Here is a 23,096-nt window from a genome sequence, read left to right on the forward strand (position 1 = left end):
AGTTTTAGCCGATCTGGTCAGGGCGAATGGCCCACGGAATGGCCTTGATCTCTTCCCAACGCTCGGGCGAGAGGCGATAGCCCGTGCCGGGACCGGCGTAGTCGTTCGGATCATTCACCGCGCTGCGGACCACGAAGTTCTTGTCGATGATCGAAGAGGTGTGCAGGTAATCGCCCGAGACGCGCTGCTTGAGCATGCCGAGCACGTTCCGGGCCACATCCTCGAAGCCGTTCTTGGCCAGGGCTTTCACGATGTCAAGACCTGTGGCGGAACCCTTAAACAGTTCCTGCGCCGCCTTCAGGTCCTCAACCACGTTGCGCTCCGGCAGGTCGGCGCTGCCGTGGGCGTAGGTGGCGGCCTCCACCTCTTCGTCGGTGATGGGCGGCAGGCCCAGCTCCTTGAACACTGCCTGCAGGGCCCGGGCGGCCTTGTTGCGGATGGCGACAACCTCTTCCTCAGAGACGGGGCGCAGGCCGCCGTCCACCATGAGGTCCCGCTGCAGGGCCAGGTAGTCGTCGTAGTCTTCGGCATCGAAGTTGGAGCCGGCGAACATGTTGTCGTAGTTGGGCACGGCGCTGTAGCCGGAGAAGATGAAGTCGGTGCCGGGCAGGAACTGCATCATGGTGCGGGCCGTCCGGCGGATGTCGGAGTGGCTGAAAGTCTGGTCGTTGCCGGAGGCCACCTCCAGGTCCAGCATGGTGGTGATGAGGTTCTCGGCCAGCACCGCGCGGATACCGCTGGGCACCGCGCCCGGTACGCCGATGCAGCTGATGGAGCCGTTCTGCAGGCCCTGTACGCCGGCGCCCTTGGTGATGTACACGCAGCGGGCTTCCAGGTAGAGCATGGACTTGCCCTCGGCGTAGCCCATCTGCACCTCAGAGCCGGTGCCGGAAGTAAAGCGCATCTTCAGGCCCCGGGAGGCGTAGGCCGAGGCCAGGAAAGCCTTGGACCAGGGCGTGTCGTCGCCGTCCACGAACACGTTCTCGGTGCCGTACACGGAAATGGTCTCCGCGTAGGCCGTGAAGCCCTTCATGCCGAGCTGGAGCTCCGTGGCTTCCTCCAGGGCGCACTGGGTGAGCACGCCGCCGCGGCCGGTCTGCGAACCCACCAGGAGGGCCATGGCGTTGAAGGGTGCGTAGCGCACCACGCCCACCGTGGTCTCCATCTCGTCGAAGCCGCGGATGGCCGCTTCGGCCGCGTCAGCCGCGATCTGCACCGGGTTGTCGCGCAAACTGGTCACATGGCACTGCGTGTCGGGCGTCTTGCGGCAGCGCATCTTCTGGAGCGCCATCATCATCTCCACCACGTTCATGTGGCCCAGGACCTCGCAGATCTTGGCCGGGGTCATGGCCGTGGTGAGCTTGACGATCTCGGAGCGCGGCACGTTGACGTCAACGACCATCTTGGCCAGTTCCTTGGAGTCCATGGCGGCCACTTTCTCCGCCAGCTCCAGGTTCAGGGCGTGGTCGGCGATGAACTGGTCGATCATGTCGAACTCGCTGCGCGGTTTGCCGTCCATCTCCACCACGCGGCCTTTTTCGATCTTGATGCTCGGCTTGGGGTCGTTCGGGCCGCTCATGGCGATAAGACCTACCTCCGGCCACTCCTGGACGAACCCATCCTGATGCACCGGACGCTTTTCCAAGACCTCAAAGCGCTTGGATCTCTTCAAGGATTATCCCTCCTTTACGCTGGCTGGCCAGAAGGAACCAGCAAGGATTTAAATGTACGGCTTGCCGGTGGTGGAGGCGGGGGCCGCACCCAAAGTGCCGAGGAGCTTCAGGCCGACTTCGCGCGCCGCGATGAGGGCCTGGCGCACGGCGCCGGAATCGCCGCTGATAAAGAGGATGGCCTCGTTGGTGAGGCTGGTTCCCTTGGCCGGGCTGGCATAGCCGATGACGTCCACGGTGGCCGCCTTGACCGCCGTGTCGGCGATGACCACGCCGATGCCGGCCGGTGCACCCACCGTCAAACCGAAGGCCTTGCCGATGGGGGCGCCGAAGGCCTTGTTGCAGGCAAAGCTGGCGCGCGCCGTGTACTGGAACTCCAGGTGACCTGCGTCGTTGCCGTAAACGTCGCCGAAGGTCCGGTCGAGTTCTTTGAGCGCCACTTCCACCGCCCGACGGGCGTCGCTAACCTCCTCGGCGCCGAAGATGATGAGGCTGCCGTGACCGGCCCCGCCCTTGGTGTCGCGCGGCAGCTCAATGCTGACGATTTCCGTGTTGGTGGCCTTAACCGCCTCGTCGGCCGCCATGATCTGCGGGCCGGCGCCGGTGCGGCCGCTGAAGATGCCGATGGAGCGGAACTTGGGGTCGATGCCCATGCGCTCGTGCAGGGCGGGGTCCACGTTGGCGATCACCAGGCCGATGGTATCGCCGAGCCCGGTCCCCACAAACTCGGTGACACTGCAGCAGCCTGCCGGCTCGGCCGATGCAGCCGGAGCCGGAGCCGCCGGCGCTGCAGGGGCCGCCGCTCCGGCCTTCTTGAGGACTTCCTGGACGATCTTTTCGACCAGCTCGTCTTTCATCTGCATTTACACCTCCGTACGAGTTTTAACACTGCGCCGCTTCACGCCTTGGGCAGGATCTTCTCCGTGTCGGTGTGCGGCCGCGGGATGACGTGCACGGAAACCACTTCGCCCACCTTCTGCGCCGCCGCGGCGCCGGCGTCGGTGGCCGCCTTCACCGCGCCCACGTCGCCGCGCACCATCACGGTGACCAGTCCGGAGCCGATCTTCTCATAGCCGACCAGCGAGACATTGGCCGCCTTGACCATGGCGTCGGCCGCCTCGATGGCGCCTACGAGACCCCGCGTTTCCACCATGCCGAGAGCTTCTTGTGCCATCCTCTTAACCTCCTCGCTTTGCTGTCGCCTCGATCCAGTTCACCCTGATCTGCGGCTCCCCCGCCCCTCACCCCCTTCACGGCCTTTCCGCCCGGGCGCCCGGCCTGCGGGCCGGGCGCTGGCTGCTGCGAGACCTGCAGCGCTACAGGCGCGGAAGCGCGGTTTTTCTTCCGGCACACCACCGCCCCCCGGCTGCTCATTTCTTTCCTTTCCTGGCGTGGATTTCGCCCTTCAACGCCTTCCTCCTGGAGTCCATTTTGCCGGGCTGTGATGCCATGTTGCTTTCTTGGGAAAAGTCGGCGGTTCGCCGGCGGGCGCGGCAGCCGGCCGGGTAAAAGAAAAAGAAGGCTTAGATGCCTTCTTGCTCTTTCCTAAGCTTTTTTTGCTCTCAGCCCTCGGCGCCCGCGGCCGGCCGCTTTTCCCGGTATTCGCTGGGGCTGAGCCCGAAGTGGCGGCGAAAGATGCGGCTGAAGTAATTGGCCTCGGCATACCCTACGCGGGCGGCGACGGCGGCGATGGTCTCGTTGGTACGGACCAGCAGGCGCTTAGCCTCCTCCAGGCGCAGGCGGGTGAGGTACTCCACGAAGTTGACGCCCTCTTTTTCCTTGAAGAGCCGGCTGAAGTAAAAGGGGCTCAGGTGTACCTGCCGGGCCACGTCCTCCAGCGAAACAGGGTCGCTGAAATGCTCGGCCAGGTACTTTTTCGCCTGGGCGATGGCCTCACTGCGCAGCGCCGCCTGGCTGGCACTCACCGCGGCCAGGCAGCGCTCCAGTACGCCGGCCGCCCACTCCTTAACCGCCGCAGCCGTGGCGGCGGCCGTAAGCTCCGCCAGCGAGGCGCGCTGCGAGACGGTGAGCACCTCCGGCCCGGCCCCGCCCTGCAGCGCCGCGCGGGTAAGCACCACCGCCAGCTCCAGGGCGCGCGCCCTCGCCAGCTCGGGATTGCCGGCCGTCGCTCCGACAAGCTCCTGCCAGAGCTGCTCAAAGAGCGCCCACGCCGCCTCCCCTTCGCCTAGCTGGACCTTTTCCGCCAGGCGCGTCTCCCGCTGGTACGGGTAGGCCACCGCCTGGAGACGCAGGTCACCGAGTTCCGCGCTCTCCACCACCTGATCGGCGCCGAGGAAACTGCCATACTGCACGGCGCGCTGCGCGGCGGCGTAAGAAGCAGCCACGTCGCCCAGGTCCAGGCAGACCGTCCCCACGCCCACGGTCACCGTACAGGGTGTGGCGCGGGCCACCTCCCGGCGCAGGCTTTCTGCCAGCTCGCGCGGACTGGGCCGGTTGCCGGCCGGGGCGAGCACCAGGAAGGTATCGCTGCCGAAGGGGCTCACGAGCGCCGGTCCGGCCTCCCGGGCCACCCGGACCAGGGCCTGGTAGACCTCCTTTTTCAGCACCTGGCGCTCTACTTCCCGCTGCGCGGAGGTGCTTTGGGCAAAGTGGTCGATGTCCACCAGCAGCACCTGGTACGGACCGGCGGCCAAACCCAAAAAGCGCGCCCGCTCCGTGAGCTGCGCTTTGTTTTCCGTGCGCCCGCTCACCAGATCCAAGAGGAGCCCGGTTTCAATATAGGGCATGATGGCCGCCAGTTCCTGCCGCAGCCTTTTTTCCTCTTCCTCGCGGGCCGCCGCCTCAGCCAGCTCGCGGCACATGGCGTCGGTCACGCGGAGAATCTCGGCGGGCCGCGCCGGCTTCAAAAGGTAGTCGCTGGCCCCCAGCTTGAGCGCCCGCTGGGCGAAGTCAAACTCGTCGTAGGCGGTGAGCACCACCACCTTCATCTCCGGCGCCAGCTCCTTGAGCGCTTGGGTGGCCTCCAGCCCGCTTACGCCCGGCATCTGGATGTCCATAAAAACGATGTCGGGCCGGAGCTTCCGGGTGAGCTCGAGGGCCGCACGGCCGGAGCCGGCCTCACCGACCACCTTCACCTCGGGCCGTTCATGTCCCAGGATATAGGAAATGGCCTCGCGCTCCAAAGGCTCGTCATCCACTACCAGCACTTTTACCATTCAGCTTCCCACCTTGGCAGGCCGGTAAGGTAAAAAGAGGGTGATGCGCGTTCCTTCCCCCAACCGGCTCTGCACCTCCCAGTGGTAGTCGGCGCCGAAGTGATACTGCAGGCGCTTGTGCACGTTGCTCATCCCGAGGCCGGTAAGGTGGCTGCGGCCCGAACGTTTCGACTCCAGCCGCAGGACTTCTTCCACCACCTCCGCCGGCATGCCCAGCCCGTCGTCGGCCACCTCGATGCACACCTCGTCCCCCACCCGCTGCACCCGCACCACCAGGTGCCCGCCTTCTTCCTTCGGCTCCAAGCCATGCACGATGGCGTTTTCCACCAGGGGCTGCAGCGTCAAGAGCGGTATCTCGCTCTCCAGGCAGGTTTCATCGATATCCAGCTCCGCCTGAATGCGATCGCGGAAGCGCGTCTCCTGGATCAAGAGGTAGTGGCGGATGTAGGCGATCTCATCGCGCAGCGTGGCCACCTGGCCGATCTTGCGCAGGCTGGCGCGCAGCAGTTCCGCCAGGGCAAACACCACCTCCTGGGTCTGCGGCGCTCCTTCCAGGAGGGCCAGGCGGCTGATGGTGTTGAGGGTGTTAAAGAGAAAATGCGGGTTAATCTGCGACTGCAGCGCCTTGAGTTCCGCATCCTTCAAAGCTTTCTCCAGTTCCGCCCGCGCCTTGATCTCTTCCATAAGGCGGACGTTCTGCTCATTGAGCTGCTGCTGGATGATGTTGGCCACGCCTTTTTCCGCAATGTAGTTGGCGATGGTATACATCAGCTGGGCGGCGGCTTTTACCTTATGGAAGGGCATGGTAGGGATGCCTTCATAGAGCTGCTTCAGCTCCGGGTGTTGGGCGATGTTGAGTCCCGGCTTGGCGATGCGGTCGAGGCCGGCCATGGCTTCTTCTTCAATGAGGACTTGTCCCGCCATGATGGAACCTAAGTACTGGCCGTTCACCACGATGGGGGCTCCCAGGTCCACCAGCCCCATGTGGCAGCGGTAGATGTAAGGCTGCCCTTCGCGCACCGCCTCAAGCCCGGCGTGGGCGTCGGACTGCTCGCAGCCCTCGCGCCCGCCGGGGTATTGCCGCACCCGCGCGCAAAACGGCCGGAAGTTACTGTAGCGCACCACGGGCTTACCCTGGTAATCGACAATAATCGACGCCAAACCGGTGGCGTCGGAGAAACGGTCTTGAATCTCCTGCAGCACGCTGACGTCTACCACGTCGCGCAGGTGAAAGAATCGCCGTACTGCCATCCTCTACCCTCCTTCGCACCCTGGGGATATGGTTTCATCTCTTCGTCTCTTTTTACCTTCTCCTCGTAATTCGCCACAGAGCGAGGCGATTCCTGCTCCCGGTGACAAAGGCGTTCGGCCCTGCATAAGATGGCAGGGAAGTTAACGGGGACTAAGTTTGTTTGGCAAGGCTATTCTGCGTGTCCGATAGGAGGCGATCGAGGTGACTGTAAGCGACAAGGCGCTGGAGCGGACGCAGGGCTGGTCGCGCCCGCTGACGAGGGCAAAAGCGCCCGGCCGCACCGGGGTGCAAATCAAGTCCTTGTTTCAGTACTTGGGTCCGGCATTTGTTGTCAGTGTGGCCTACATCGATCCAGGCAATTTCGGCACCAATATCAGCGGTGGCTCCCTTTACAACCTGGATTTGCTCTGGGTTATCCTGGCCAGCAACCTGGTGGCCATCTTCATGCAGATCCTTTCGGCCAAACTCGGTATCGCTACGGGGATGAACCTGCCGCAGCTCTGCGGCCGTACCTTCACCCGGCCGGTGAACTGGGTCCTCTGGTGCCTGGCCCAGGTGGCCGCCATGGCCACCGATTTGGCCGAGTTCCTGGGCGCCGCCCTCGGCTTCAACCTGCTGCTCGCCATTCCCCTGGGCTGGGCCGGGCTCCTTACCGGACTGGTCACCTTCGTTCTGGTGCACCTGGAGAAATACGGGCACCGGTTGGTGGAGGGGGTTGTCTTTGCCTTGATTGCAGTGATCAGCGGTGCGTACTTCGTGGAACTCTTCCTCGCCCAACCTGACTGGAGCCAGGTGGTGTACCACGCGGTTGTTCCCCGCCTCACCCGGAACAGCCTTTTCGTAGCCGTCGGCATGCTGGGGGCAACGGTGATGCCGCACGTAATCTACCTGCATTCTCACCTGATACAGTCGCGCCGGCAGACCGGGGCCGCCAACTTACGCCGGCACTTGTTTTTGGAAAAGATCGATGTTTTTCTGGCTATGAATACCGCCTTTGTCATCAACGCTGCCATGGTGGTGGTCTCCGCTGCGGTCTTTCACAACCGGGGACTGACGGTACTTTCCATCGAAGAAGCGCACCGGACCCTGCAGCCGCTGCTGGGATCGCTCTCGAGCACCGCCTTTGCCATCGCCTTACTGGCCTCCGGGCTTTCCTCTTCAGCGGTGGGTACCATGGCCGGGCAGGTGGTTATGGACGGCTTTGTCGACCTGAAGATTCCCATTGTCTGGCGTCGCCTCCTCACCATGGCCCCGGCGCTCATTATCATTGGACTCGGCTTAGACCCGATGTACATGCTGCTCTTGAGCCAGGTGATCTTGAGCTTTACCCTGCCGGCGGCGATTATTCCTTTGCTCGTGCTCTCCAGCCGCCGGGCGGTGATGGGCGATATGGTAAACACACCGGCCGTGCGCATCGTCGGCTGGCTGATGGCCGGTGCGGTCATTTTCCTGAATCTCCTACTCCTTATGGCGACCTTCACCTGACATTCATCCAGTAAAAAGAAGCGTCACGGTCACCGTTCTTCGCGCCGCACGCGCCGCGTAAACATTAGCAAGAAGGGCTTTAGGAAGGAGGTGCCGGCCATGAGCGGGAGAAAAGAGTTCTACACTTTCCGCGGTTACTCCCTCCACAGCGCCCGGCGCCCGGACAGCCTCACCCCCAGTATGGAAGACTACCTGGAGATGATCTACCGGCTGGCGCAGCGGGACGGCTACACCCGGGTCCTGGAGCTGGCGGCGGCGCTGCACGTGCAGCCGCCCTCCGCCTCGCGCATGATCCAGCGCTTGGCCGACAGCGACTTCCTCGTCTATGAAAAGTACAGCATCATCCGCCTCACCCCCCGGGGGGAAGAAATCGGCAGCTTCCTCATCCACCGGCACAATACGCTCGAGGCCTTCCTGCGCCTGCTCGGCGTCGAGGACGTGCTGGAGGACGCGGAAAAGATCGAGCACAACATCAGCACGGCCGCCCTCACGGCCATCGAGCAGCTTTTAGCCTTCTTCAAGGAGCACCCCGCCTACCGGGCCACGTGGGAAAGCTACCGCCGGCCGCAGGAATAGGAGCGGCGCCGCCAAAAACCCCAAAAACCCCGGTCGCAGCCGACCGGGGTTCACCCACTATTTCTCCTTCAAGCCTGCACGGCTTCCAGGTGCGCCCGGACGGCCGCGGCATCCGGCAGGGAAAGGGCCTTCGCGGCGATGCGCTGTGCCTCAGCATAGCTGAGCGCACGCAGGCGCTCCTTCACCGCCGGCAGCGACCCGGCCGCCATGCTGAACTCATCCAGGCCCAGCCCCAGAAGAAGCGGCGTCGCCAGCCGGTCGCCGGCCAGCTCACCGCACATGCCGGCCCAGATGCCGGCGGCGTGGGCGGCCCGGATGGTGCGCTCGATGAGCCGCAGCACCGCCGGGTGGAAAGGCTCGTACAGGTAAGCCACCCGTTCGTTGTGGCGGTCGGCCGCCAGGGTGTACTGGATGAGGTCGTTGGAGCCGATGCTGAAAAAGTCCACCTCCGGCGCGAGGAGGTCGGCGGCGAGCGCCGCCGCCGGCACCTCCACCATGATGCCGACCTCGATCTTCTCCGCCAACTTGACCCCGGCCCGGGAAAGCTCTTCCCGCACCTCTTCCAGGTGCCGCCGGGCGGAGCGCACCTCGGCCGGTGTCGCTACCATAGGGAACATGACCTTGACGTTGCCGTAGGCGCCGGCCCTCAGGATGGCCCGCAGCTGCGTGCGGAAAACCTCGGGCCGGGCCAGGGAAAAGCGGATGGCCCTCAGGCCCAGGAAGGGATTCTCCTCCCGGGTGAGCCCCAGGTAGGGCAGCTCCTTGTCGCCGCCGATGTCCAGGGTGCGGATGATAACCGGCTGCGGCGCGAAGGCGGCCACTACGGTGCGGTAGGCTTCGAACTGCTCTTCCTCGCTGGGAAGGTCGGTGCGGTCCATGTAGAGGAACTCGGTGCGAAAGAGGCCCACCCCCTCCGCCCCCAAGGCCTGCGCCGGCCCAACATCGCCCGGCGTGCCGATATTGGCCGCCAGTTCCACGCGCCGGCCGTCCCGGGTCACGCCAGGGAGGTCCTTAAAGGCAGCCAGGCGCGCCTTCTCTTCCTCTGCGGCCGCCTGCCGCCGGCGCCACTCTTCCAGTTCCCGGTCTGAGGGGTTCACCGCGACCAGCCCCTGTGTTCCGTCCACGGCCACCAGGTCGCCGTCGCGGACGGCGCTGAGCCGCTCGCCCAGGCCCACCACCGCCGGGATCCCCAGGGACCGCGCCAGGATGGCTACGTGGGCGGTGCGGCCGCCGGTGCCGCTCAGCAGAGCCAGGAGCTTATCCTTGGGCAGCTGGGCCGTCTGCGAAGGCGTAAGGTCCGCGCCCACCACGACCGCCGGCGCCGGCAGCACCACCTCGGTCCGCGCTCCGGTAAGCTCGGCCAGGAGGCGCCCGCCCACGTCGCGCACATCGGCGGCGCGCTCCCTGAGGTACTCGTCCGGCAGTGCACCCAGCGCCGCGGCCAGGTCGTCCACCACCCGCGTGAGCGCCGCCGGCGCCGCCAGCTTCTCCTCCCGTATGAGCCGCCTGGTCTCACCTACGAGCGCCGGATCGTCCAGCATGAGCAGGTGGGCGCCGAAGATCGCCGCCTGCTCGGCACCCACCTCCCTTTCCGTGCGCTCTTTCAGGGCGGTAAGCTCACGCCGCACCGCTTCCACCGCCGCAGTCAGGCGCGCTTCCTCTTCCTGCGGTTCAGCCGCCGGCCCCGTTTGTTCGAGACCGCCAATCGTCTTCTTAAGGACGGCCGCCGGCCCGATGGCTATTCCCGGCGCCGCCGCCAGACCCTGCCACATATTCCCGCCCCCTCAGCCTCCTCATCTTGCACCGGCGCACCCCTACGCTTCCCCGCAACCGGCCGCCAGGAAGGCCGCCAGTTCCGCCAGTGCCTGCTCCTCGTCCGGACCGTCGGCCGTCAGGGTAACGGTGGAACCCTGGCGCGCTCCCAGGGCGAGCACGCTGAGGATGCTCTTGGCGTCGGCCTCCTTTTCTCCGGCCCGGATCCGCACCGACGCCCGATACTGGTTCGCCTTCTGCACAAACGCCGCGGCGGGGCGCGCGTGGAGGCCCAGCCGGTTGGTCAAGGTTACGCTTTGTTGCTGCATGCTCTTCCCTCTTGCCTTAAGTTTTCTTGAGATTACGTGCTGCTTCCGCTGCCGCTTTCACTTCAGCGAGGTTTTTCCCCAAGCTGCTTTCCACCGCAGCCGCCACTGCTCCTTCCACCAGAGGGGCATCCGCCAGGGCCACCCGCTCCCGAAGTTCGGGAGAAAGAAGTTCCAGCGCCATTTCAGTGCTGAGGACGGCGCTTCCCAGGTCGGCCAGCACCAGCACTCCATCCGGCCCGGCCACCGCCTCGATGGCCTCCTGGATAAGCGTGGCGTCTGTGCCCAGCCGGCCGTCGCGCGTGCCGCCGGCGGCGGCCAGGGGCAGCTCGGGGGGCGTCATCTGCCGTGCCAGCTTCTTCGTTCCTTCCGCCACCTCGGCGGAGTGCGAAACGATGACTATGCCCACCATGGCCGCCGCCTCTACTCGGCCAGGGCCGCGATCAGGGTGCGGCAAAAGTCGGGCAGGTCGTCAGGTTTGCGCGAGGTGATCAGGTTACCGTCCCGGACCACCGGCCGGTCCACGTAGGTGGCGCCGGCGTTTTCCACATCGTCCTTGACCGCTATGGTGGCGGTCATGGTCTTTCCCTTGAGGACGCCGGCGGAAACGAGCACCCAGGGAGCATGGCAGATGGCCGCCACCGGTTTACCGGCGGCAAAGATGTCCCGGACAAAAGCCAGGACCGCGCCGTAGCGGCGCAGCTTATCCGGCGCCCAGCCGCCCGGCACCACCAGGCCGTCGTAGTCGCCGGCCTCCACCTGGTCGATGGTTTTGTCGGGGCGGCTAGGGAGCCCATACTTACCCCGGTACTCCGGGGCGCTGCCTGTGCCGATCACATCCACCGCGGCGCCGGCCTCGCGCAGCCGGAGGATAGGATACCAGAGTTCCAGGTCTTCAAAGCCTTCTTCGGTAAGCACGGCAACGCGCCTGCCTGTAAGTTCCGCCATGTTACTTCCTCCCTGCTAGAAACTCAGCCATGGTCTTGAGGATAAGGTAGCTGGAGGTCGCACCCGGGTCCTGGTGGCCGATGCTCCGCTCACCCAGGTAGCTTGCCCGGCCCTTGCGGGCGATGATACCCTTGGTGTACTCCACGCCGGCCGCCGCCGCCGCCACGCCCGCCGCCAGGGCGGCCGTCGCACCTTTGCCGGCGGCGACTTCCTTTTGGATGGCCTCGTACGCCGGCTCCAGGGCGTCCACCATGGTCTTATCCCCGCGCCCGGCCTTGCCGCGCTGCTTGACGCCCTCGACGGCCGCCCCCAGCGCCCGGACCAGGTCGGCCGCTGTCAGGCTGTCCCTGCCGGCCACGGCCGTCCCCGCCCGCATAAAAGCCGTACCGTAAAGCGGGCCGGCGGCCCCGCCCACGGTGCTCACCAGGGTCATACCCACGGTTTTCAGAATGGTGCCGGCGTCTTTCCCGGCAACGCCCGCCACCTTCTCTTCCACGGCGCGGAAGCCCTTGGCCATGTTGATGCCGTGGTCGGCGTCACCGATGGCGCTGTCGAGTTCGGTGAGAAACGCTTTGTTCCCCTCCAGGGTCTGCCCAATGGCACGTATCATGTCGGTGAGTTCCTGAGCTGTTAAAGGCACGCTTCGTCCCTCGCTTTTTGTAGTTAAAGATTATGAGGGGCACCCGCGGGTACCCCTCGCGAAATCTCACAGCTGCTTGAAACCGGGGGTGTCGGCCGGGGCCGCCAGGAGTTCTTTGAGCTCTTCGTCCAGTTTGAGCAGGGTGACCGAGCAACCGGCCATCTCGAGCGAGGTCATAAACTCGCCCACGTAGGTGCGAAAGACCTTGATCCCGCGCTCCGCCAGCATGGCGGCCACCTTCTTGTTCACGATGAAGAGCTCCATGAGCGGCGTGCCGCCCAGGCCGTTCACCATCACCGCCACCTCGTCCCCGCTCTTGAAGGGCAGGTCGGTGAGGACCTTCTCTGTCAGGTGGGCCGTGATCTCGTCGGCCGTCTTGATCTTTTCCCGGTGGGTGCCCGGTTCGCCGTGGATGCCCATGCCGATTTCCATCTCGTCCTCGGCCAGGGCGAAGTTGGGTTTGCCGGCCGCCGGCACAATACAGGGGGTGAGGGCCATACCCATGCTGCGGACGTTGGCGATCGCCTTCTCCGCCACCGCCTTCACCTCAGCCAGGCTGCCGCCGGCCTGGGCCCTGGCACCGGCGATCTTGTGGACGAAGATGGTCCCGGCGATGCCGCGCCGTCCCTGCGTCCAGGTGCTGTTTTCCACCGCCACGTCGTCGTTCACCACCACGCTGGCCGTCTCAATGCCCTCGGCCGCCGCCATCTCGGCCGCCATGTCGAAGTTCATGACATCGCCCGTATAGTTCTTGACCACCAAGAGCACGCCGGCGCCGCCGTCCACCGCCTTAACGGCGGCCAGCACCTGGTCCGGCGTGGGAGAAGTGAAGACATTCCCGGCGCAGGCCGCATCCAGCATGCCGCGCCCTACGTAACCGCCGTGGGTGGGCTCGTGGCCGCTGCCGCCGCCTGAAACCAGCGCCACCTTCCCCTTAACGGGGGCATCCGCCCGCACCACCACGTTCAGGTCCGGCAGCAGGCGGACATACTCGGGATAGGCCGCCGCCATCCCCGCCAGCATGTCCTCGACCACACGTTCCGGCTGGTTGATGAGCTTCTTCATCCTCTACTCCTCCTTCTTGCATACTGGACCCAGGGTACCACTTTTGGGGACATGCAAGCAGCGTGCCAGCCGCCGGCCCGGGGCCGGACGGTCGCGGCACGGGGTTCAGCGTCCTCTCTGGGGAATACTTCCCCAGGATCCTGGGTAGTATTCCCCCAGGTGGGGCGATCTGCTCCAGAGGCGCTTTTCCCCGCCCGGGGGCAGCCCAACCCCCTCCGGCCTAGCCGCTCGCAGGCAGCTTCTGTTCGGTCAAACGGTACTTGCGCGCCCGCGCGGCCACTGTCTTATGATCCAATCCCAGGGCCCGTGCCGCCGCCCGAAAGCTCCCGCACTCGGCCAGGGCCCGGGCGAGGATCGCTTTTTCGTAGGCAGCAAAGGGAAGGAGCGGGGCCTCTTGCGCCGCCGCAGCGAAAACGCCGGGTGCCCCCCCTTCGCGCACGTAAGCGGGCAGGTCGGCCGCCGTGACGGTCGCACCTTCAGCCAGGTTCACCGCCCGCTCGATGACGTTCTCCAGCTCACGCACGTTGCCGGGCCAGGCGTACTGCTCCAGGCAGGCCAGGGCTTGGGCCGTGATCCCTTGTACCTTCTTTCCCAGGCGCCCGGCCAGCTTGGCCAGAAAGTATTCCGCCAGGCGCGGGATGTCCTCGCGCCGTTCCCTGAGCGGGGGCAGGAAGATGGGGATGACGTTCAGGCGCCAGTACAGGTCCTCGCGGAAGCGGCCGGTGCGCACCATCTCCTCCAGGTTCCGATTCGTGGCGGCGATGATGCGCACATCGACCCGGATGGTGGTCTCGCCGCCCACGCGCTCGAATTCACGCTCTTGAAGCACCCTGAGGAGTTTAGCCTGCATGGCCGGTTCCATATCGCCGATCTCGTCGAGGAAGATACTGCCGCCGTCGGCCAGCTCAAAGCGGCCGTGGCGGCGCTGCCAGGCGCCGGTGAAGGCGCCCTTTTCGTGCCCGAAAAGTTCGCTCTCAAGAAGCGGCGCCGGGATGGCGGCACAGTTGACCCGGACAAACGGCCGCCCGGACCGGGGGCTTGCCGCGTGCAGGGCCCGGGCCACCAGTTCCTTGCCCGTGCCGCTCTCGCCGCGGATGAGGACGGTAGAGGTACTCGCCGCGGCTTTTTGCGCCACCGCCAGCGCCTCCCGCAGCGCGCCGCTTCGGCCGATGATACCGGCGAAGGCCGCCGGGAGCTCCTGCGTGCGGGTGAGCTCCTGCTCCAGGTACTCCGCCCGCGCCAGCACTTTGTGCAGGTGTTCAGCTAACCTTTCCACCTCCGAGACATCCTTGACCACCGAGACAGCGCCGCAGATCTCCCCTTCCACGTAAATAGGGGAAACATTGGCCACCAGCGTCCGCCCGTTCGCCTTGCGCGTCAGCGCCCCCAGCACCTTCTCCCCGCTCCTCAGCACCCGGGCGCGCACGCCCTGGGGTGAAAGGGCGAAGACGCTCTTTCCGATGAGCTCAGCCCGGCGCCGGCCGGCAATCTCCTCGTAGGCCGGGTTGACGTAGGTGATCGTACCCTCCTTATCCACCACCGAAATGCCGTCGTGTACCGTGTCCAGTACCAGCTGCAGGCGCTCCTTCAGCTCCTTCACCGCCCGGAGCTCACCGGCCAGCTCCTCCACATGCGAGATGTCCTCCAGCAGCGTCACTGTACCGCGGGTTTCCCCCTCCAGCAGGATGGGCGTACAGGTGGCGATGACCGCGCCGCCGGGGAGCGCCTGCCGCCGCGTTGCCGGCTCCCGGTTCGTTCGTACGGAAGCAGCGGCGGCCTCAGGCCAAAACTCCCCAATCGGGCGGCCCAGGGCGGCCGGCGCCGGCAGCCGGAAAAGGCGCTCCGCCGCCGGGTTGAAGACCACCACCCGATCCTTGGCATCCGTTACCACCAGCCCGGCCGCCATGCTGGTAAAGATTTGCCCGGCCGTTAAAGTGGTTTCATCCAAAAGATCGTCCACCTGGCTCAAGGGTCCCTGGGCGTCGGAGGAAAAGTCGCGCTCCAGAAAGCGGGCCAGCTCCGCGGTGGCTGCCTCGGCCCCCGGGCCCCGGGCCAGGACGCTGAGCCGAGCCCCCTGCCGGAGGTCAAGCCCCAGCACGGCCAGCATACTGGTGGCCGGCACCTGGCGGCCGTCGGCCGCCTTCAGTTCCAGCTCGGCGCCGTAGAGCCGGGCCAGCTCCGTCGCTTTCTGCACCACCAGGGCCGCCACCCGCGCATGCAGCCCGCGGCTGTGGCGGATAACGGCGGTCTCCGCATGCTTCATTTGCCTCCCCTTCCTCTCCGGCAGGCGCACCGGGGTGTTGGAAGCCGAAGCGGCCCCCCGTGGCGGGAGGCCGCTGCTCGACCCGCCTCTACAAGAAGAGCAGCACCAGTGTTGTGGCCAGGGCGATGGCACAGGCCGGCGGGTCGATGTGGTTCTTGCCGTAGTTATAGCAGAGACGGGCGAAGAATTCCCCGAGGAGGGCGCCGACGATTCCAAACACACCGCCCATGATCACGCTCTGCGTAGCCGCTGCCGCCAGCGCTGCCGGCAGCGTGATGTGGTGGGTGACCGGCCAGCCGGGACCGAATTCCAGGAACACCAGGGACGCGGCGCTGATACCGAAGGCTAAGACAGGCTGCCCGGTGGCCACCGCGAGAATCCCGGCCGCCAGGCCGAAGCCCAGACCAAGCACTACCAGCTGCCCAAAGTCCTTCTGCCAAGGGAGCCAGCAGTGTCCTTCCGTAATTACAAAGCGGCCGCCGAAGCCCTTCTCCTTCATTTCCGCCGGCAGGGAACCAAAGGGCCCGTCGCCCAGGAACACCGCCCGGGCGATGATCGCCGACACGGCCACGCTCAGGGCCACGGTGTCCGTCTTGAGGCTCATACCCACCCAGAAGGCGTTAAGAAGATAACCGATCACGCCGAAAACACCGCCGACGAGAAGAACACCCGGATCGTTGAACTTGGTGAGCGGTACGCCGATGTCTTTCCCCGTGATGTCGAGTCCCTTGCGCGCCGCGTAGGCCGCCGCCGCCACGCCGCCACCGAAGGCTACGTGGGGGCCCAGGAAGGGACCGAACGCCACGGAACCGATGATCTGCGCGGCCTGGGGCTGCCCGAAGAAGCTCGCCGCCACGCCGGCCAGGACGGCTAAACCAGTAAGGATGAAGGCCGGCAGTCCACCCATGGCCGCGCCGACGATGCCGCCGCCGAATGAAGCCACCAGAGCATTGATGTCGATAGCCATTCCTTCCGCCCCCTTCGTTTGGCCTGTAGAAAAATGAAGAAACCGGTAACCAGCTAGTGTTCCTCTCCTACCACCTCCCGCACGGCTCCAGTGCCCGCTGGAAGCTCTTCACCCAGCCACCACAGCCGCGTTTTCCCGGTGGCGCAGGCGACCGCCCCGGCCGCCAGCGCCTCTTCGACATCCCGCCGGCTACGGATGAGGCCGCCGGCAATGAGCGGCAGCCGGCAGGTCGCTTTGATCTCGCGTATCACCCGGGGTAGAATGCCGGGTAGAACATGAACCGCCGCCGGCCGGCTCTTAAGTACGGCCGTGAGGCCGTTTTTTACCGCCAGCGAATCGAGCAGAAAGAGGCTTTGGATGGTGATGAGCCCCTCCTTGTGCGCCGCCTGGATGAGCTGGCTGTGGGTGGTGAGGATGCCATCGGGTTTAAGGCGGCGGGCGATGAAGCGCACCGCCGCCTGATCGCCGCCCAGGCCGGCGATCAGATCGGTATGGAGAAAAACTATCTTCCCCCGCGTATGAAAAAGGTGAGTATCGGAGCCGACGCTGGCGATGTCCCCTGTGGCCAGAAGCACGCACCGCGCGGGGGCCGCCAGGGCCTCGCTTACGGCATCACTGCTGCGCACAACCGCGATCACCGGACTGGTAGCGAGCCAGCGCCAGAGCTGAGCCATCCCCTCGCCCCCTCCGCCCTACGGAAAGCTTTTACTCTTCTAAGCACTGGGATAAAAACCGGCTGTACGCGCGGTTTCAGCCGCGTGGCTGTAAGCAGGTGCGTCGCAAGCAAGATTCGCCGCTGGGATGGAAGTCACCTTCCAGAAGGCCGATCTTTTTTTGCCCTGTTGTAGCCTGAATTCGCCCGCTTGGCGCCGCCGGAGTCCATTCCCTCTCTTGATTCAAATGTATGATCTCCCCCGCTGCCTTAAAACTTATCTCATACTTATCCTACTTTTCTGTCTATCATTATATGAAGAAAGAAGCAGGTGGCTGGTGAGTCGCCTGCTGGATTGTACGCACAGGAAACGCGAGCGCTTACTTGGCGGCGGTGGACGCCGTCTTTTCTTTGGCCGCCGCTGCCTTGGGCAGGAAGGGTGTAATGCCGAAGTCATAGACATAGGCACCTATACCCCCGCCTAAAAGCGTCGCCGCAATAGGCACCAAGAACCAGTACGGTCCCTGGAAGGCCGCCGGGTCACCGATGAGCGCGGCATAGATCCGCGGGCCCAGGTCACGTGCGGGGTTCAGAGCGTACCCGGTCGGGCCGCCCAGCCCCAGGCCGATAAGGAGGATGGCCATGCCGACCATGAACGGCCAGAGGTTGGCCCCCGGACCAACGTTGTTCACGTTATCACCGATGGCGTAGATGAAGATAACGAGAAAAGCCGTAGCCACCAGTTCAACAAAGAAGCTGTTCCCCAGGCTGTAGCTGGGGTTGGCCGCACCGGTGTAAAAGATGTTCATGTAACCGTCCTTGATGAAGCTGCCTAAGTAGGCCATGTGCGCGATGAAGGCCCCGAAGAAGGCCCCCAAGGTCTGGGCCGCCATGTACGCGATGCCCTTGCCTACCGGCATGCCGCGGCGCAGGATGGCGGCGAAGGTCACCGCCGGATTGATGTGCGCGCCCGTGATACCCCCGGCGACGTAGACAGCAAGGGCCACGGCAAAGGCCCAGCCGAAAGCTATGGTATCCCAGCCGTACCCCGCCCCCGTCTTAAAGATGCCGAAGCCGCTCAGGCGCGGTGCATAGAGCACATTGGCCACCACGCCGCACCCGAAGACAATGAGGGTCAGGGTACCGAAGAACTCCGCCCACAGCTCACCCCACAAGGTATCACGTTTCACTGGACTTGCCTCCTTCGCATGCTCAAGCGTTAACCGCCTTACAACCTCCTCCGGCTCAAGCGGCATCCCCCCTTCCTTGATGACAGGTCCTACCGCCGGCGGAAAGACCTGCCGGCCGGTGCTTGGGTACACCAGCCGTCAGGGTTTCAGCTCAGCCGGCTTTCTCTTCTGTCTCGGCCGGCAGGGGACGCTCGGCTATCACGGCCACCCCTGTCCCCGCCACGTCGGGGCAGATGACTTGATGATAAGCTACGGGCGCCTTTATTTGAAGCGCCGCGAGCTCCTTAAGAGCATCCCAGATTTTCTCCTTGGGGATGGGCTGCGCTGTGCGCACCGGCACCACGGGCAGGAAACCGTCCTCTACCCGCACCGTGGTGGTGAGCACCCGCTTCGGGGCGAAGACCTCGTCCGCAGCATAGGCCGCACCGCGCTTGCACTGGTTGCCGGTAACGCTCAGAATCTCTCGCCGGTCGGCGTCGTAGGTGAGCTTAATCCCGCAGCCCACCGGGCAAACGATGCACGTGAGCTTCCGCTCCTTCGTCATGCCCGCTCACCTTCCTTCACCACGGAGAGCGTAAGTTCCGTGCCTGTGCAATCAGCCGGGAGAGAGCCCGGCGGGAGCTTCACGCTCACCATCTCCGCGGGACGGACCACCCGCTCCCGTACGCTCAGGACGCGCTCCCCGCCCACGCTGGCCTCAATGCGCACGTGCTCGGCCGGCTCGCGCACCCGCATGTAAAGCGTGGTCTCGCGCTCGGCCAGGTTGGCCAGGTGCAGGCGGTGCGGCACCACGTAGCGGACGCCCTCGCCCGCGCGCGTCGCCAGGACCGGCCCGCCCGGTTGCCGGCCCTGCACCAGCCGGGCGGCTCCCTCTCCGGCCAGCCGGCTTTCCCGGGTGACGTTATCCACCAGGTCATGCACGTGCACCACGTTGCCGCAGGCAAAGATCCCCGGAAGCGAGGTCTCCATCTCATCGCTCACCACGGGCCCGCCGGTCACGGGATCGAGTTCGATGCGGGCGTCGCGGCTCAGCTCGTTTTCCGGAATGAGGCCCACCGAAAGCAGCAGGGTGTCGCAGGGGATGCGCCGCTCCGTGCCGGGAATGGGCTGCAGCTTTTCATCGACCTTGGCCACGGTCACCGCCTCTACCCGCTCCCGGCCGTGGATCTCCACCACGGTATGGTTGAGGTGGAGCGGGATGTCGTAGTCGTGTAGGCACTGCACCACGTTCCGGGTGAGACCGTTCGTGTAGGGCATGATCTCGAAAACGCCCTCCACCTTGGCCCCTTCCCAGGTGAAGCGGCGCGCCATGATAAGCCCGATGTCGCCGGAGCCCAGGATGACAATATGCCGGCCAGGCATAAACCCTTCCATGTTGACAAAGCGCTGCGCCGTTCCCGCCGTAATGACACCGGCCGGCCGCGTCCCGGGTATGGTGACCGCCCCGCGGTTGCGTTCCCGGCAGCCCATGGCCAGAACCACCGCCCCGGCTGCGATGTCCAGCATCCCCTCCCGGCGGTTCATGGCGTAAAGGTGCCGGTCGGGGCGCACCTGAAGCACCATGGTATTAAGGAGAACCTCCACCCCCGCCTCCTGGTTCTCCGCGATGAACTTGTGGGCGTATTCGGGCCCCGTCAGCTCCTCGCCAAAGAGGTGCAGCCCGAAGCCGTTGTGGATGCACTGCTGCAGGATGCCGCCCAGCTCCCGGTCCCGGTCGATGAGCAGCACCCGCCCCGCGCCCGCCGCCTTGGCGCGCCCGGCGGCTGCGAGCCCGGCGGGCCCCGCTCCTACCACGGCCACGTCACACTGTATCTTACGCATGCGCCTCAGCCCCCTTCGCTAGAAGCAGTTCTTTGGTACGGGCCAGAAGGAGTTGGGAGGCGCCGCCCTTTTTCGTTACCTCGTCCAGCGAAAGTCCCAGTTCCCGGGCCATAATGGCCGCGACGCGCGGCGTGCAGAAGCCGGCCTGGCAGCGCCCCATACCGGCCCGGGTCCGGCGCTTGACGCCGTCCATGGTGGTGCAGGGCACCGGGCGGTGCAGGGCCTGTACGATCTCGGCCTCGGTTACCGTCTCGCAGCGGCAGACAATCTGCCCGTAGCGCGGGTCCTCAGCGATGAGCTCCGCCTGCTCCTCACGGCTGAGTTCCCGGAAGGGCACCAGCCGTTTCCGGTAGGGATTGAACTTCTTCTTTCCGTTCAGCTCCAACCCCGCCGCCTGCAGGTAGTCCCGGATCTCCTCAGCCACCGCCGGGGCCGAGGTAAGGCCGGGCGACTGGATGCCGGCCGCGTTGATGAAGTTCGGTACACCCGAAGCGGGCCCGAGGACAAAGTCGTTGCTGGGCCTCGCCACCGCCCTCAGGCCGGCGAAGTTGGCGATGGCGTCCTTAAGCGGCAGGTCCGGCATCATGTCCAGGGCTTCCGTCAGGACTTCCTTCAACCCGGCCGGTGTGGTGCGCAGGTCTTCCTTGTCCTCCAGGTCCTGGGCGTTGGGGCCGATGAGGAGGTTGCCCTCCACGGTGGGCGTCACCAGAATGCCCTTGGAGACGGCCGTGGGTACCGGGAAAAGCGGGCAGCCGGCCATGTGCCCGAAGCGCCGGTCAAAGACGTAGTACTCGCCCTTGCGGGGGGTGATACGGAAATCCTCCTGGCCGACAAGGCGGGCGATCTCGTCCGAGTGGCGACCGGCGGCATTGACCACAAAGCGGGTCGCAATGGCGAAGTCCGGCGTGCATACGGTACGCACCCGGTCGCCCTCGCGCTCGATCCTTATGACCGGCTGCTCCAGGAGGAGCTTCACCCCATTTTCCACGGCGTTTTCCGCCTGCGCGATGGTCAACTCCCAGGCGTTGACGATGCCGGCCGTGGGCGCCCAGAGAGCGGCCACAGCGTGGGGGTTGAGGTGCGGCTCGCGGCGCAGCAGCTCATCGCGGCCGATGATCTCAAGGTCCGGCACGCCGTTTACGTGACCGCGCTCCAGGAGCTCGTAAAGGTGGGGCACCTGGTCTTCCTCCAGGGCCACCACCAGCGAGCCGGTCCGCTTAAAGGGCACCTCCAGCTCGCGGCAAATCTGCGGGAAAACGGCGTTGCCGCGGACGTTGAGCTTGGCTTTCCAGGTACCGGGGTGGGCGTCGTAACCCGCATGCACAATGGCCGTGTTGGCCTTGGTGGAACCGCAGGCCACATCCGCCTCTTTTTCCACCAGGACCACTTCGAGTTCATAGCGGGCGAGCTCACGGGCGATGGCGGTGCCGGTGACGCCGGCGCCGATGATCACCACGTCAGCCTGTAGTTTTTCCATCAAAAGACCTCCCTTGCTGAACCGGCGAAATGGAGAGGCCACACCCGAGAGAAACACAGGTGGCCTAAGGCACGTGCTTGCTCCTGCCCTGGGTGTGGCTTTCTCCTCATCTCCGCCACGGGCTGCGTTTTCTGCTGCGATTAAGCTGGAACGTTAAACGAGTTTACGCCTCCTCCCACTTGAGGGCCCGCTCGACCGCCCGCTTCCAGCCCCGGTAGAGCTTCTCGCGCTGATCGGCCGCCATGGCCGGGGTGAATTCCTTATTAATCTGCCACTTGGCGGCAATCTCCTCCTGGTCGGCCCAGAAGCCCACGGCGAGACCGGCCAGGTAGGCGGCGCCCAGGGCCGTGGTCTCGGTAACCTTCGGACGGTGGACCGGCACGCCTAGGATGTCGGCCTGGGACTGCATGAGGAAGTCGTTGGCCACCGCGCCGCCGTCCACCTTGAGGGCAGTGAGTTTGATGCCGGAATCGCTGGTCATGGCCTCCAACACGTCGCGGGTCTGGTAGCAGATGGACTCCAGGGCGGCCCGGATGATATGCTCGCGCTTGGTGCCTCGGGTGATGCCGACAATGGTGCCGCGCGCGTACATATCCCAGTACGGGGCGCCCAGGCCGACGAAGGCCGGTACCAGGTATACGCCGCCGGTATCCGGCACCTTGCGGGCGTATTCCTCGGACTGAGCCGAGTTGTCGATGACCCTGAGCTCGTCGCGCAGCCACTGCACAGCCGCGCCGGTGATGAAGATGCTGCCCTCCAGCGCGTACTCCACCTTGCCGTTGACGCCCCAGGCGATGGTGGTGAGCAGCCCGCTTTTTGAAGGCACCGCCTTCTCGCCTGTGTTCATGAGCATGAAGCAGCCGGTGCCGTACGTGTTCTTAGCCATGCCCGGCTTATAGCAGGCCTGGCCGAAGAGCGCCGCCTGCTGGTCGCCCGCATCGCCCGCAATGGGCACCTCCGCCCCGAAGACAGCCTTGTCCGTGTGGGCGTACACGTGGCTCGAGGGCTGCGGCTTCGGCAGCATCGCCCGCGGGATGCCCAGCTCGGCCAGAATCTCGTCGTCCCAGTCCAGCTTGTGGATGTTAAAGAGCATGGTGCGGGAAGCGTTGGAATAGTCGGTGGTGTGCACCTTGCCGCCGCTCAAGTTCCAAATAAGCCAGGTATCCACATTGCCGAAAAGCAGCTCACCCCGCTCCGCCTTCTCCCGCACGCCCGGCACATTGTCCAGGATCCACTTGATCTTGGTGCCGGAGAAGTAGGCATCCACCACGAGGCCGGTCTTTTCGCGGATCTTCTCCGCCCAACCTTTGGCTTTGAGCTCGTCACAGATGGGGGCGGTCCGCCGGCACTGCCAGACGATGGCGTTGTACACCGGCTGTCCCGTAGCCCTATCCCAAACAATGGTGGTTTCGCGCTGATTGGTGATGCCGATGGCCGTCACGTCCGCCGGCGTAATCCCGGCCTTTTCGAGGGCTGCCTTCGCCACCTCCAGCTGTGAGTTCCAAATATCCGCCGGGTTGTGCTCCACCCAGCCGGGCTTGGGGTAGATCTGGGGAAACTCTTTGTTCACCATGGAGACGTTGTTGCCGTCATGGTCAAAGACGATGGCCCGGGAGCTGGTGGTTCCCTGGTCAAGCGCCAGCACGTACTTCGCCATCCTATCCCTACCTCCCTTGCTTTCTGTGCGCACGGCTCACACTCGCAGGCAGACAAAGCCCGGTTTTCCCCGCTCCCTCACCTCCCTGCACAACCCTCCTTCCCGCCGGCTGTCCCCCAGGCAAGAACAAAAGCCCTACCCAAGGCCAGCGCGCCTGCACCGGACCTAGGATAGGACTT

21 protein-coding genes are annotated in these 23,096 nt (G+C 65.3%); 2 read left to right on the plus strand and 19 right to left on the minus strand.

Annotation, left to right across the window (positions count from 1 at the left end):
* Positions 1-4: 4 nt before the first annotated feature.
* The 5 genes from K5554_RS13355 to K5554_RS13375 all read right to left on the minus strand — a co-directional run bounded on the left by K5554_RS13355 (position 5) and on the right by K5554_RS13375 (position 6,097).
* Positions 5-1,672, minus strand: a complete 1,668-nt coding sequence (locus tag K5554_RS13355) for a propanediol/glycerol family dehydratase large subunit (protein ID WP_221038945.1) — start codon at positions 1,670-1,672, stop codon at positions 5-7.
* A gap of 48 nt (positions 1,673-1,720) precedes the next feature.
* Entirely contained in the window at positions 1,721-2,527 is an 807-nt protein-coding gene (gene pduB, locus K5554_RS13360) for a propanediol utilization microcompartment protein PduB (protein WP_221038946.1), read from the minus strand.
* Between the two features lie 41 nt (positions 2,528-2,568).
* Complete coding sequence (gene eutM, locus K5554_RS13365; protein WP_221038947.1) at positions 2,569-2,844, minus strand: ethanolamine utilization microcompartment protein EutM; 276 nt, start codon at positions 2,842-2,844, stop codon at positions 2,569-2,571.
* 388 nt (positions 2,845-3,232) lie between these two features.
* On the minus strand, positions 3,233-4,846 hold the full coding sequence (locus K5554_RS13370) for a response regulator (RefSeq protein ID WP_221038948.1): 1,614 nt from the start codon (positions 4,844-4,846) through the stop codon (positions 3,233-3,235).
* Complete coding sequence (locus K5554_RS13375; RefSeq protein WP_221038949.1) at positions 4,847-6,097, minus strand: PocR ligand-binding domain-containing protein; 1,251 nt, start codon at positions 6,095-6,097, stop codon at positions 4,847-4,849.
* Between the two features lie 253 nt (positions 6,098-6,350).
* On the opposite strand from K5554_RS13375, the gene K5554_RS13380 reads away from it, so the two are divergent.
* The gene (locus K5554_RS13380) at positions 6,351-7,583 is read left to right on the plus strand and encodes an Nramp family divalent metal transporter (RefSeq protein ID WP_221040630.1); all 1,233 of its coding nucleotides are present in this window, start codon (positions 6,351-6,353) and stop codon (positions 7,581-7,583) included.
* Between the two features lie 99 nt (positions 7,584-7,682).
* Positions 7,683-8,159 carry a transcriptional regulator MntR gene (mntR, locus tag K5554_RS13385; RefSeq protein WP_221038950.1) on the plus strand — a complete coding sequence of 159 codons (477 nt, stop codon included), beginning with the start codon at positions 7,683-7,685 and terminating at the stop codon, positions 8,157-8,159.
* A gap of 68 nt (positions 8,160-8,227) precedes the next feature.
* On the opposite strand, the gene ptsP is transcribed toward mntR, so the two are convergent.
* The 14 genes from ptsP to glpK form a co-directional block, all read right to left on the minus strand.
* A complete protein-coding gene (ptsP, locus tag K5554_RS13390; RefSeq protein ID WP_221038951.1) occupies positions 8,228-9,931 on the minus strand; it encodes a phosphoenolpyruvate--protein phosphotransferase in 1,704 nt (567 codons plus the stop codon).
* Positions 9,932-9,973: 42 nt separating this feature from the next.
* On the minus strand, positions 9,974-10,240 hold the full coding sequence (locus K5554_RS13395) for an HPr family phosphocarrier protein (protein ID WP_221038952.1): 267 nt from the start codon (positions 10,238-10,240) through the stop codon (positions 9,974-9,976).
* A 16-nt stretch (positions 10,241-10,256) separates the two neighbouring features.
* On the minus strand, positions 10,257-10,649 hold the full coding sequence (gene dhaM, locus K5554_RS13400; protein ID WP_221038953.1) for a dihydroxyacetone kinase phosphoryl donor subunit DhaM: 393 nt from the start codon (positions 10,647-10,649) through the stop codon (positions 10,257-10,259).
* 11 nt (positions 10,650-10,660) lie between these two features.
* Positions 10,661-11,185, minus strand: coding sequence for a type 1 glutamine amidotransferase domain-containing protein (locus tag K5554_RS13405; protein ID WP_221038954.1), 525 nt, complete (start codon positions 11,183-11,185; stop codon positions 10,661-10,663).
* Between the two features lies 1 nt (position 11,186).
* Positions 11,187-11,825, minus strand: coding sequence for a dihydroxyacetone kinase subunit DhaL (gene dhaL / locus K5554_RS13410; RefSeq protein WP_221038955.1), 639 nt, complete (start codon positions 11,823-11,825; stop codon positions 11,187-11,189).
* 66 nt (positions 11,826-11,891) lie between these two features.
* The gene (gene dhaK / locus K5554_RS13415) at positions 11,892-12,890 is read right to left on the minus strand and encodes a dihydroxyacetone kinase subunit DhaK (protein ID WP_221038956.1); all 999 of its coding nucleotides are present in this window, start codon (positions 12,888-12,890) and stop codon (positions 11,892-11,894) included.
* A gap of 220 nt (positions 12,891-13,110) precedes the next feature.
* Positions 13,111-15,153, minus strand: a complete 2,043-nt coding sequence (locus K5554_RS14595) for a sigma 54-interacting transcriptional regulator (RefSeq protein ID WP_221038957.1) — start codon at positions 15,151-15,153, stop codon at positions 13,111-13,113.
* An 88-nt stretch (positions 15,154-15,241) separates the two neighbouring features.
* The gene (locus tag K5554_RS13425; RefSeq protein WP_221038958.1) at positions 15,242-16,120 is read right to left on the minus strand and encodes a hypothetical protein; all 879 of its coding nucleotides are present in this window, start codon (positions 16,118-16,120) and stop codon (positions 15,242-15,244) included.
* Positions 16,121-16,173: 53 nt separating this feature from the next.
* Positions 16,174-16,794: a glycerol-3-phosphate responsive antiterminator gene (locus K5554_RS13430; protein WP_221038959.1), complete on the minus strand. Its 621-nt coding sequence runs from the start codon at positions 16,792-16,794 to the stop codon at positions 16,174-16,176.
* A 358-nt stretch (positions 16,795-17,152) separates the two neighbouring features.
* Positions 17,153-17,962: an MIP/aquaporin family protein gene (locus K5554_RS13435; RefSeq protein WP_221038960.1), complete on the minus strand. Its 810-nt coding sequence runs from the start codon at positions 17,960-17,962 to the stop codon at positions 17,153-17,155.
* A 151-nt stretch (positions 17,963-18,113) separates the two neighbouring features.
* Positions 18,114-18,506 (minus strand): DUF1667 domain-containing protein, encoded by a 393-nt coding sequence (locus tag K5554_RS13440; RefSeq protein ID WP_221038961.1) that lies wholly within the window; start codon positions 18,504-18,506, stop codon positions 18,114-18,116.
* Positions 18,503-19,783, minus strand: a complete 1,281-nt coding sequence (locus K5554_RS13445; RefSeq protein WP_221038962.1) for an NAD(P)/FAD-dependent oxidoreductase — start codon at positions 19,781-19,783, stop codon at positions 18,503-18,505. The genes K5554_RS13440 and K5554_RS13445 overlap by 4 nt, the downstream gene beginning before the upstream one ends.
* Positions 19,776-21,260, minus strand: a complete 1,485-nt coding sequence (locus K5554_RS13450) for an NAD(P)/FAD-dependent oxidoreductase (protein ID WP_221038963.1) — start codon at positions 21,258-21,260, stop codon at positions 19,776-19,778. The genes K5554_RS13445 and K5554_RS13450 overlap by 8 nt, the downstream gene beginning before the upstream one ends.
* Before the next feature lie 163 nt (positions 21,261-21,423).
* Positions 21,424-22,917 carry a glycerol kinase GlpK gene (gene glpK, locus K5554_RS13455; protein ID WP_221038964.1) on the minus strand — a complete coding sequence of 498 codons (1,494 nt, stop codon included), beginning with the start codon at positions 22,915-22,917 and terminating at the stop codon, positions 21,424-21,426.
* Positions 22,918-23,096 lie beyond the last annotated feature (179 nt).

Origin of the sequence: Gelria sp. Kuro-4 (assembly GCF_019668485.1) — a bacterium.
Classification (GTDB): domain Bacteria; phylum Bacillota; class DTU030; order DUMP01; family DUMP01; genus DUMP01.